Raw genomic sequence first — 11,407 nt, forward strand, 5'->3', positions numbered from 1 at the left:
CGGTAATTATGATTATTCGCCTTTATAGATTTTCAGGGCTTCTTCCACGCTTGTGTTTTCCACTGTTATTGCATATATGGCGTTGCACATGCGGATGGCTTCGTCCAGAGTTTTTTGGTGGACGTTTCTGCCGGTTGCGTTTCCTTCTGCTCCCGAAATGTGGATCTGGGCGTGGAGTTTCTTCAGGAAGGCTTCGGGGTCGTCGCTTGAACCACCGGCACAGACAACTTTGGAGCGCCCTGCTGCCTTTACAGCTTCCCTGAATATCTCGGCGGAGGATTCGCCGTTTTTCTTCGGGTAGTTGACCTTCACGAAGTCGGCTCCCAGGCATGCCCCTGCTCCGGTTGCTCCGGCTATGAGGTGCGGGTCCTTTTCATCTCCCACGGCTTCCCCGCGGGGGTAGATCCAGAGCACTGTGACCATCCCATGCTGATGGGCGTCGTAAACGACCTGTGCGGCCTGTACGAGCATCTCGGCTTCGAACTCACTGCCCAGGTAGATGGTGTAACCGACTCCCATTATCTTGAGTTCGCTGTTTTCCTTAAACTCGGCAACCTGGTCAACGTCAAGCCAGAGGTTGCTGAAGGGGTCAGCTTGTGCGGTTTTCACGAGGTGGGTCTTGGAGTTCACCTTCACAAGATAAGGTACGTCAGGATAGTCCATGCCGTAGCGGGCAATCAGACCGAGCTGGGTTGCAAAGACTCCGATCTTGCTTCCGGCTGCGATCTTAAAGAGGTGCTCAGGGTCAGCGTCGTCTTCAGGGATGCCTTCCCCGAAAAAGTCGTCGTTTAAGTGTTCAACCTTCTGGTCTCCCGCAAAAAGCATGAGCCTGCCGGTGTTTCTGGTGATTTCCATATAATTTTTTACGTATGTTTCGCGCATTGTTTTTGGCACGTCTAAAGGTACGATTACGTCTTCACTTTTAATTGAAACCATGTCTGTAAACCTCATTTTGATTGATGCTGTTATGATACTTTGCGAGATTGATGCTAGTAGATACTTTGAAACCGTATTTATCTATATCTTTCCAACTGGCTTAATTATTTTCACAAAAACGTGTTCTGTATTAATAATCAGGGTCAGAGCCGAAAGCAAAAAGGGGTTTTATTCAGTTCTCAGGTAACGGAATACGATTCTGGTAATGAAACTCTATATTTAAGGCTGGCCGGGTAAAATCCCCGGATATTCTTTAAATTTTCCCTCTTTGCTGTTAGTTTATAAATGTCAGTCTTTCTAATTTCCCCACTTTTCTACATTATGAATATTCTATTTGGAATTATTAAGTATTTCGGGGGTTTGAATACATAGGCAGTTGATACAAACCTTGTTGATTGAGCTGGTAAGTTATATTGTGGTTAAAAGGGGGTGTGGTCCTAAAAATTGTCTGTTCCGAAATGGGAAATATGGTCCTAAGAAGATCATGTGGTCCTTGAAGTAACCCTAAGGATGGTATGTGCTCCAGAATGGAAAATATGTGCCTAAAAAAGTAGAATTATAACAAAACAGGATTTACGCCGCCAGCAGGGCTCGAACCTACGACATTCTGGTTAACAGCCAGACACTCTACCAACTGAGTTATGGCGGCATTTTGGTTGGGAACTGGCTCTCTAAAAGAGCTTTTCCTTGGATTGTACTGTCCTGAACCGTACTGACTTGAACCGCACGGAATTGAATCGTCCGGACGTGCTTATACAGATGTTTTTCAGGCTCTCGTACTATTGAGTTTTTCAATAAATAGTTTATGGTGGGCCTGACCGGATTTGAACCAGCGACCACTCGGTTATGAGCCGAGCGCTCTAACCGGACTGAGCTACAGGCCCCCAGCGCTTCTTGATCGTTTTTGAACTGCTTGAAAAAGCGTTATAAAAATTGCAAATGACTTACGCCGCCAGCAGGGCTCGAACCTACGACATTCTGGTTAACAGCCAGACACTCTACCAACTGAGTTATGGCGGCTCTTGGTATCGGGTGTGCCCTTTTTTGCTCACCCTGTCGCGAACACTCCTAAAGCGATAATAGTATTTATATATTACGCCTTGGGTGGGCCTTTCCGGGGATATCTCGGCCAAACAACTTAAGACTGCAGAAATGTGTGGATTGTGAAAGATTTCTCTCTGCCTCAGCGCTGCAATCTGTTTTCAATTATTTGCCAGGTGCACCCGCGAGTGGGGTGGTGTGTTCCGGTTTATGTTCTTCTGGTTCAGGTTCCTTAGCTGTATACCAAACCTTATATGCTTTTGGGGACAATATATGAGATTACGTTTGAATTGTTGTGCGACGTAATGGACAGGTTTGGCCACGGAACGGTTTCGTTCCGGTCAATTTAATCTGCTTTATGCTGAAACCTGCCCGGGGGAATTTGAATCGTGTGGAGTCAGGGATGGCCTGCACGCGTCTTTCGAACAGTTGAGGACCTGGGGACAGTGCTGTTCCAGTACTTTCAGGTATTGTTTAGAGCAGTGTGGTCTTTTTCGATAGAGCAGTATACGGCTTTTTTCCGTTGCTGTTTCGAGCTTTTTGGTCCTGTTTCGGTCCGACCGCTAAAAATGGATCTAAGGGGGTTTATCAAACGAAATATCTTAAAACATGCCCAAAATGTAATGCCGAACTGAAAATGAGTGCAAGCAGGGAACTCCAGTACTGTCCGATCTGCAAATACTGGACACGAATAGGTACTGCAAGACTTGACTCAATTATGATTTACGAATGAGGGCCCTTAATGGATGAATTCAATGCCTCCGTTTACTGCAGCACATGCGACACCCGCCTGAAACGTCAGGTAGTAGGTTCAAACGTTCTCTACTACTGCCGTAAATGCGGACGCATAAGTTCGGCTGCCTGCCTGTTTGAAACGTCCTGTGTACTTAAGGGGCAGGTGCCTGTAAGCGGGATTAGCACTCTCAAGAATATGGAATGCACTGAGAGTAACCCGGAGTTTCTGACTGAAATTTAATTCCGGAATATATATGTTACAGTTCGGCCCAATCGAAAAATAATATTGTTTTGAAGATGAGCCTTAAAAGGCTCTTGCTTCTCAATACCTTTTTTCAACTTTTTTTGAGGTTCTTTCTCTTCTTTAAGCTTCTCTTATCCGTTTGGACTTTATTGAAAAAAAGGTTTGAAAAAAAGATTTGAAAAAAAATGCTTGAAAAATCTGGTATTATTTCCTATTTTGTAAAAGTTGAGGGGCATGAGAATCTGAAAATCTCATTCCCCTGCCTTGAGCACTTTGCAGACGTTTTCTACTTCGCTCCTGAACTCGTCCTGGCTGATCTCGTGGAGGCCTGCAAGGTACATGGCCCCGCCTGCTCCTGCTCCCTCTTTGATTGTTCCCGCTTCGTACCTGTGGAGCCCTTTCATGGTAGATTTCCCAAATCCGGGGTCTGCAACATAGACGGGCACGCCCAGATTTTTGGCAAGTTCCATAAAGTTTGCCGATTTGTCTTCAACTACATAGCGGGTGGTAGCGATGGAGATATTTTCGGTGTTGATCCCCAGGTGCTTGATCAGGGCATAGACAGCTGCCATCTGGGTCCCGCCGCCGAGAACAACCTTAACACCCTTTTCCTGGAATCCTGCAGCAAGGCCGACCACTGCAGGCATCATGGGGTCTCCCATACAGGCGATGGCTTTCATGGGGTCGTCTTTCAGGCTTCCAAAGGTCAGGCCTGAGGCTTCCAGCCCTTCGGCAACTACCCTATTTTTCAGTTCCAGAGGGTTTTCGTCTGCACTGCTGCTGACATTCCCGTCATAACCAAGTGCGCTCAAGACCCCCTTGGCAGTAGTCGTCCCGCCAGGAATACTTTCCCCTATAACTACGTGGTCGGTGTGGTCCCTGAGCCTCTTGGCCAGGAACTTTGCGCGTTCGTAGATTCCCTGCACATCCCTTACAGCAATAGCTTCCCTGATGTCTTCTCCCGGGTTTGCTTTCAGGTCGATGCATGGAACTCCCGGAGTCACGATAAGGCCTGAATTTACAAAATGGTAAGGAGTCCCGGTGAGCTTCAGCGCCGAGCGGGTCATGATAGCAGGGGTTGGGGTGTCATAGGGGGGTGTCATGGGCAGCACGGGCACACTGATTATGTTTCCGGTTTCCATGAGTTCCGCGTCCCCAGCAGGTGTATAGTCCGTGAGTTCGGCGGTTTTTCCTGCGGCTGAGAGCTTCGGGATGTGCGCGGTCTTCGTGTTCGAAAGCACGCATAAGAACAACGGGTTTTTAGGTTTCGCTGGTATTTCCGGTTCAATCCAGGCCATATCATATCTCCTTTATAATTAAAATTAACTCCAGGTAAATTTTCTATAAATATGTGATATTTCGTACTGTATTTCGCACTAATAGTGTGGTTTAATAGTGTGATTTCTGTGATTTTTGAATTAGTGCCTGAGGTGCGAATACATATCTGATAAATATATGAAAGATTTATCGACTAAATAATATTTAATCTTAATCAACAATAAAATAAAATTTGTTCTTGCTCAAGTTAACTTTACTTTATTTTAGTTTAATTACGACTTCATGTGGCTAATCTCTTTTTAACGCCTAATAAAGATCAATTGTGTATACTTTTTGTCAGTTTTTTTAGTGTTTTTTAGTTTTTTTAGTTTTTTTAGTTTTTTAGTGTTTTTTAGTTTTTTAGTGTTTTTTAGTGTTTTTTAGTTTTTTAGTGTGTTTTTGGCCTACTGGCAGATTCCGGCGACTGGATGCCGATAAAGCAATAATCTCCCGGTTTATATATCCAATGAACAGTTTTCCGGGTCATATGACTATTTTAATTATATATGATTTTATATTTCTTCCGATTATGGGCAAATGCCAACATTTAAAAAAAAGAAGTTTTCCTGTGAATAGGGATGTCTCCCGGAGGACACCCTCAATTCCAGTTCAAATAATATATTTCGCCTGCCCCTGGTTTTTCCTGGGCAGGCTGTAGAAGTAATTTTTTTCAGTAGGTTCTTGCCACATACACGCGGGTTCTGGTCTCTTCGCCGCAGATAGGGCATTTTCCTTCATCCGTTCCTTCCTGGTCCAGGGGGATGCCGAGAATTCCGGCTCCGATACGGTCTTCCATAGCAAGTCCGCAGTCCTTCTTGCCACACCAGTGGATCGTAGGCACGCCGTCCGGGAGTTTTTCCTTGACTTCTTCGAGGTCTGAACAGGCAAAGATCCGGTTTTCAAGTTCGGCTTTCGCCTTTTCATAGAGGCTGGTATGGATCGCTTCGAACCTGGAAAGTACTCCTGTTTCAATTTCCGGGAGGGGAATCTGCTCTTTTTCTCCTGTGTCTCTCCGGACTGCAACTGCCACGTTGTTCTGCAGGTCGCGGGGCCCGATTTCAAGGCGGAGGGGAACTCCCTTCATTTCCCACCTGTAGTACTTTGCTCCGGGCCGAAGGTCACTTGAGTCGATTTCCACCCTGACGCCAACCCTCTTCAGCCGGGCCTGGACGTCTTTGCAGGCTGCAAGGACTTCTTCTGCCCCTTTCTTGAAAATGATCGGGATGACCACTGCCTGGACAGGGGCGATCTCCGGGGGCAGGACAAGGCCTTTGTCATCTCCGTGGATGGAGATGGTCGCTGCAATGGACCGCTCGGAAATCCCGTAACAGGTCTGGTGAGCGTAGCGCTGTTCCCCATCTGGGTCCTCATAGGTGATGTCAAAGGTCTTTGCGAAGTTGTCCCCGAGGTGGTGGCAGGTCCCTATCTGCAGGGTCTTTCCGTCCGGCATCATGGCGTCAATGGCATCTGTATAGTCGGCTCCCGGGAACTTGTCCCATTCAGGTCTCCTTGAACGGAGTACCGGGACCGCAAGCCTGCGGTACATCTCGGTGTAAAGCTCCACGGCTTCCTTTACCTGGGCTTCGGCATCTTCCCAGGTGGCGTGCACGGTGTGAGCTTCCTTGAAAGAGGTAATCTCCCTGAGCCGGATAAGGGGGCGGGTGTGCTTTGTCTCATAGCGGAAGGTGTTTACTACCTGGTAGAGCTTGAGGGGGAAGTCCGCGTGGGACCTGATCCAGATCCTGTACATGGGGTAAATAGCAGTCTCGCTGGTGGGGCGAAGCGCCAGGGGAACGTCCAGGGGGTCTTTTCCTCCGTGAGTCACCCAGTAAACCTCATCTTCGAAGCCTTTGATATGCTCGGCTTCCTTCATGAACTCGTTTTCGGGGATCAGCAGGGGAAAGAGGGTTTCCTGGTGTCCGCTTTCGTCAAGGATTTCCCGGATTATCCCGTAAGTGCTCCTCCTAATTGCGAAACCAAAGGGGTACCAGACGTAGAGCCCCTTTACCGGGTAGCGGACGTCCATGATCTCGGCCATCCACAGGAGGTCGTTGTACCAATCGCTAAATTCCTCTTTTGGAGGGAGTGCTGCTTCTTTTTCACTTTCTGCCATAGCTTCACCGTATTACCGTAATATCAATTAATTCTTATGATGGATTCAAATCCTGAAGGGTGTAAACGTAATATTAAAGGGTTCAAATGTAATTTCGAAAGGTGTGCAGGGATTCCCTGTTTGAATTGTAAGGGGGGTTTTAAGTTAATTTAAGGGATTTAAGTTAATTTAAGGGATTTAAGTTACTTTTAGGGTTTTAAGTTACTTTTAGGGATTTAAGTTAATTTAAGGGATTTAAGTTACTTTTAGGGATTTAAGTTAATTTAAGGGTTTTAAGTTACTTTTAGGGATTTAAGTTAATTTAAGGGGATGTAAAATTAATTGTGTGGGGTTATAACCGTAATTTTAAGGGGTTTAAACTTAACCGTGAAGGGTGCAAGTGCGTATATAGGGACAAATGTAGTGTTTTGTTTTTAAATAAAAGCTGGTATACAGGGATAAAAGTTGACAACTATTTGGGTAGATTCTGGAGCCATACGGGTACGATGCTGGCACTATATGAGTACTGCGTGAGCACTGTATGAAAACTATGCGGTTTTTCTGGTCCCCGGGCCCCTTTCCGAACTATTGAATAATCGGGAAAAAAGAATTAGTTTCCTCCGAGAGGCTGGACATTGTCCGATACGTCCATTTCCAGTTCGGATTTATCAACATCGAATACGATCATACCTGTGTTGAGCTTTTCAATTTCTTCCTTAGTGAGTTTGTATTCCCTGACTTTCTTTGAAATTATCGCACTGTTTCCCATGGGGTCTTCGACTATGACCGTAATCGTTCTTTTGCCCTCGAGCACTTCATCGAGCATGCAGAGAAGGTCCTGGCTGCGGGATAACCTTTCTTCATCATCTTTTACCCATCTACCTGCCATTTCCAGGACATCCCGGACCCGCTGCAGTACACCTTCGATGTTCGTTATGTATGAGTCCGAAACCGCTCCAGGCTCGATATTGATCCCCATCTCCGGGATGCGGATGGTGCCTGAGGTCGAACGTATGACCCTTGCGTCCAGATCTTCCAAGTTTTCAACTGTCAGTTCATAACGCATAGGCTCCTTGCTTGTGAGGATCATGGTGTCTGCAAAGCGGAAACTGCATTTGCAATTCGCACTTATGTACATGACATCCCCGAAATATGGGATATTATCCCTCTGCCAGTGCATCACCATTTCACTGTGACAGAGTGGGCAGGAGACCCGGGTCTCAAAACTTTCTTGTGTAAAAAAATCTTTGTTCAATATCTTCCACCAATGAGTTTGGATCTGTCTATCTTTACGCCCGTGGGGGTTACGATCACAGTACTTCCTTTAACTCCTGCAATGTCTCCGTGGACGTCAACCACTACATCTTTGAGCTCTTTTAAAACCCTATCCCTCAGCAGTTCGTCACTCCGGATGGTCGAAATGTCGATCATCAGGATGTTCCCGTTGTACACTTCCTGTTTCAGTGCGGCTACCTGGTTGATGTTCGTTATTTCTGCAATTTTTATGTAGGTTTCCGCAGGTTCGTCCTCAAGGACCTCCTCATACTTGCTGAGGTCAATTTCCGTGTAGTCGTCGGCAATGGTCGCGCTTTTTACGTTGCCGCCAAGGATCTTGTCTATGAGTTTCGCCATCTATGCACGCCTTTTCTATTTTTTTTAATTTAGATAGTACTTTCCTATATTGAAATCTATAACTAATTAAATTTGCTGTTAAAAAAGGCCCTGATTTCCTTTACATAAGATGTCCTTTTTTGGGGGGTGTCCGGGTTGTTTTCAGATCTGATCGGTTTCAGATCTGATCGTTTTCAAGTCCGGTTGTTTTCAGGTCTGATTGTTTTCAGGTCATTTTCTGGAGCCTTTAGCCCCGTATGCTGTGGGGCCGGGACTTTTTCAGACTTCCAGGTTCCAGAGTTTATCTCCAACATAAGTAATTGACTTGATGGCTTTTCCGGAATCTGACTCTGCCATCGTGGAGCCGTCCATAAGGGCTCTCCCTATTGCAAGGGCTTTTCCGTGGGTCTCTTCTACGATGATCACAAGTTCACCTTCCTTTATTTCCGGGTCTGCGTCTACGATTCCGGGGCTCATAACGTCCGCACCTTTCGAAACAAAGCGGACTGCCCCTTTATCCACGACAACAAGACGCTGCTTGAGCTCCAGTTCAAGGGCTCCGCGGACGGTAGGGAAAAGCTTTCCTTCCACTTCAAAAATCAGAGGTTTGCCTCCCACCAGGATGAGGGTGTATTCGTCCGTGATTAGCTTTTCGAAGTTGCTGTCGGCCAGTCCGGAAATCCCTTCTCCGAAAAGGGAAACAAGTTCCTTTACAAGTTTGTTCTTCGCATTTTTCCTTAGTTGAACTCTGGATCTTATCTTCAACCAATCACCCAAATATCAAAAAATTCTGTATTGCTATAGCATAGGGGTTTTTGGCTTTTTAAAGCTTGTGCGAAGTTTTTGCAACTTCCTCATTCTTTTCGGGGTAGGGTTTCTTGTCTCCTTTCCCTGAGTTCCTTATTTTTCCTCCGGGTATTTTTTGCCCCGGAGCTCCTGCTTTCATTGACTCAATATTCACTCAAGCAAGTCAATCAATTTTCACAAAAAGCATCAGGAGGAGTGCCAGGGCACTACCAAGGAAAACCTCTTCGTAACTGAAATGGCCCAGGAAGAGGCTCCCTAACACGGGGACCAGGCCCAACCCTGCATAGATTCCTGTGTTGAAAAGCCCCATTGCAAAGCCGCTGGAGCTGATCCGGGAGACGGCCGTGACCAGGCCAACCACCGCGGCTCCCCCCCCTGCCCCTATCAAGGCAAAAGCCAGCAGGGGCAACTTTACGGAAAGCAGGATCCCTGTAACTGCAAAGGTTATCCCTACCCTGATTATGGTTTTATATCCTGCCTTAGTCCTGCCTGCGGCCAGGGAACTCAACATTGCGGCCAGGTATGAAGCAGAAATCGCAATCCCCAGTTCCGGCTTTGTCAGGAAGTCCGCACTGTATTCCGGGAAATTTGCAGTCAGCAGTCCGGTGGTCCCGTAGAGCAGGACCGAAGTGCTCCAGATTTTCCCGAAGCTCCTTCCGAAAAGCGCTTCGCAGCTTTTTTTCAGCTGGCGGCTAAGTTCGGAAAAGAAGGACATTCCCTGGTTCCTTTTGGCAGGACTGACCTTTCGAAATCTGGTGGATTGCTTTATTGCATTTCCCCCGGAGGTCAGAAGTTCCCCGGTTTCCGTGAGAAGGAATGCGGTGGAAAGCCCCGCCAGCAGGGTGAAGATTCCGATTGCGGTCTTAATACCCTGTCCTGCGAGCAGCCCCGCTAAAAGAACCCCGGCTGCAAGTCCGGCATTTAGCAGGAAATTGAACTCTCCCAGGCTGTGTTTGCTGTCTTTCCATTCGGCTATCATGGAAAAGGCTGCCGGGAAAAATGCCCCGCATCCCATGCCTTCTACAAACCTGGAAATCCCCAGGACCCAGAGGTTGCCAGATAGGAATATGGCAAGGCCCGAGAGGGCAGTCAGCAGAATCCCGAGTCCCGCAACTTTCAGGTTTCCTATCCTGTCTGCAAGGATCCCGAAGGGAAGAAGAGTGAGAAATGCCCCCAGAAAATATCCGGAGTAGATCAGGTTCGAGGCTGCGGCAGAGTTTGTGCTCCCTCCTGCAAGTTCCGGAAGGACAGGAATCGCTGCATTGCAGAGTCCCTGGACCGCAAAGACCGAGGAGTAGAGTATGAGTTTTCTTGAGTTCATAGATTATTCTTTCTTGTTTTTTCTTTTTTTCACTGTTATTTTCTTCTTTCTTCATCCTATTTTCCTTTCATTCTTTCAGGAAAAAAGCCCCTGTTAGGATGCAGCCGTTCGCCAAGAAGATTTCTTCCAGGCTCAGGACCCCTGTAAAAAGTCCTGCTGTGATCGGGGCAAGGGAAAGCCCTGCATAGATTGTGGTGTTAAAGAGCCCCATGGCAAGGCCTCTGTCTATGTCCATCCGGGCAAAGGCTAGGGAGAACCCTACAATGGCAATTCCCGAGCCTCCTCCCAGGCAGGAGAAGCCGGGGAAAGGGTACTGGATTGCAAGAAAGGCTCCAAGTGCAGAAAAAGCAATCCCTATCCTTATCATGGTTCTTTCCCCTATGGAAAAGCGGCCTATAAGGAGTGAGGTTATCATGGCACAGATGTAGAGGCTTGCAATGGAACTTCCAAGCTGGGCTTTTGTCAGGAAGTTCGCACTGTAGTCCGGGTAGTAGGCTATGAGAATCCCTATTCCTCCGTTCAGGAGCATGGAAAGGAGCAGTATTCTGGAATTCCTTCCCCGAAAAACGGCAGTAAGTGTCCCGAAGGCGCTTTTGAAGGGGTCTGAAAAGGAATCCGGCCGGTTTCCCGTATTTCGGTTTCCTGTATTTCGTTTCTCCGTATTTCGGTTTCCTGTAGTGCTGTTTACCACGGATCTGTTTTCCGTGGTTTTCTTTCCTGCCTGGCCCGGACTTTTAAGTTCCCGGTTCCTGGGTAGAATGAGCAGGATTAGGAGAAATGACATGAACGTGAAGATAAAAATTGCTCCTTTCAGGTGGGTTTCGGCCAGCAGTCCTGAGAAAAGGGTGCCTGCGGCCAGGCCGGCGTTGAGCAGAAAGGTGAATTCTCCCATGTAGCGGCCCGGGTTCCGGTATTCCGAAAGGGTGGAAAAGGCTGCCGGGAAAAACGCTCCGCAGGCCGAGCCTTCCACAAACCTTGCGAGCAGAAGGACCCAGAGGTTTTCGGAAAGCAGGATGATCAGGCCGGAACCTGCTGTAAGGAGGATACCGAGCCCTATGAACCTGAGGTTTCCGAACCTGTCTGACAGGATGCCGAAAGGGAGCATTGTTGCGAGGGCTCCAAGGAAATAAGCTGAAAAGAGAAGGCTGGAAGCAAACGCCCCGAAACTACTGTGGTCCTGAGCTGCAAGTTCCGGGAGGATGGGGATTACAGCATTTGAAAGCCCCATGATTGTGAGAACCGTTGTATATATCAAAAACCTGTCAGGGTTCATGGCACTCACACCCTGTTGATAGGGTAAATA

General features: G+C 47.4%; 9 protein-coding genes and 3 tRNA genes. 1 reads left to right on the forward strand and 11 read right to left on the reverse strand.

The genetic code is table 11. From position 1 onward, the window contains the following. Window positions 1-12: 12 nt before the first annotated feature. The 4 genes from MSMTP_RS03545 to MSMTP_RS03560 all read right to left on the reverse strand — a co-directional run bounded on the left by MSMTP_RS03545 (window position 13) and on the right by MSMTP_RS03560 (window position 1,956). Entirely contained in the window at window positions 13-936 is a 924-nt protein-coding gene (locus MSMTP_RS03545; RefSeq protein WP_048177852.1) for an aldolase, read from the reverse strand. Between the two features lie 576 nt (window positions 937-1,512). Beyond that, window positions 1,513-1,585, reverse strand: a tRNA-Asn gene (locus MSMTP_RS03550). A 157-nt stretch (window positions 1,586-1,742) separates the two neighbouring features. Continuing rightward, window positions 1,743-1,820, reverse strand: a tRNA-Ile gene (locus MSMTP_RS03555). 63 nt (window positions 1,821-1,883) lie between these two features. Then, window positions 1,884-1,956 (reverse strand) — tRNA-Asn (locus MSMTP_RS03560). Window positions 1,957-2,719: 763 nt separating this feature from the next. Between MSMTP_RS03560 and MSMTP_RS03570 the strand changes: the two genes are divergently transcribed. Further along, on the forward strand, window positions 2,720-2,953 hold the full coding sequence (locus MSMTP_RS03570) for a hypothetical protein (protein ID WP_048177854.1): 234 nt from the start codon (window positions 2,720-2,722) through the stop codon (window positions 2,951-2,953). Between the two features lie 254 nt (window positions 2,954-3,207). Here MSMTP_RS03570 and cobT read toward each other — a convergent pair whose 3' ends face one another. The 7 genes from cobT to MSMTP_RS03605 form a co-directional block, all read right to left on the reverse strand. Beyond that, complete coding sequence (cobT, locus tag MSMTP_RS03575; RefSeq protein ID WP_048177855.1) at window positions 3,208-4,254, reverse strand: nicotinate mononucleotide-dependent phosphoribosyltransferase CobT; 1,047 nt, start codon at window positions 4,252-4,254, stop codon at window positions 3,208-3,210. 689 nt (window positions 4,255-4,943) lie between these two features. Beyond that, window positions 4,944-6,386, reverse strand: coding sequence for a proline--tRNA ligase (gene proS / locus MSMTP_RS03580; protein WP_048177856.1), 1,443 nt, complete (start codon window positions 6,384-6,386; stop codon window positions 4,944-4,946). 589 nt (window positions 6,387-6,975) lie between these two features. Next, complete coding sequence (locus MSMTP_RS03585; protein WP_048177857.1) at window positions 6,976-7,620, reverse strand: ZPR1 zinc finger domain-containing protein; 645 nt, start codon at window positions 7,618-7,620, stop codon at window positions 6,976-6,978. After that, window positions 7,617-7,997: a cell division protein SepF gene (gene sepF, locus MSMTP_RS03590; RefSeq protein ID WP_048177858.1), complete on the reverse strand. Its 381-nt coding sequence runs from the start codon at window positions 7,995-7,997 to the stop codon at window positions 7,617-7,619. The genes MSMTP_RS03585 and sepF overlap by 4 nt, the downstream gene beginning before the upstream one ends. 258 nt (window positions 7,998-8,255) lie before the next feature. Then, window positions 8,256-8,741, reverse strand: a complete 486-nt coding sequence (locus tag MSMTP_RS03595) for an RNA-binding protein (protein ID WP_048177859.1) — start codon at window positions 8,739-8,741, stop codon at window positions 8,256-8,258. Window positions 8,742-8,946: 205 nt separating this feature from the next. Further along, window positions 8,947-10,104, reverse strand: a complete 1,158-nt coding sequence (locus MSMTP_RS03600; RefSeq protein ID WP_048177860.1) for an MFS transporter — start codon at window positions 10,102-10,104, stop codon at window positions 8,947-8,949. A 67-nt stretch (window positions 10,105-10,171) separates the two neighbouring features. Further along, window positions 10,172-11,377: an MFS transporter gene (locus MSMTP_RS03605; RefSeq protein WP_048177861.1), complete on the reverse strand. Its 1,206-nt coding sequence runs from the start codon at window positions 11,375-11,377 to the stop codon at window positions 10,172-10,174. Window positions 11,378-11,407: the final 30 nt, after the last annotated feature.

Source organism: Methanosarcina sp. MTP4, assembly GCF_000970045.1.
In the GTDB taxonomy this organism is placed as follows: domain Archaea; phylum Halobacteriota; class Methanosarcinia; order Methanosarcinales; family Methanosarcinaceae; genus MTP4.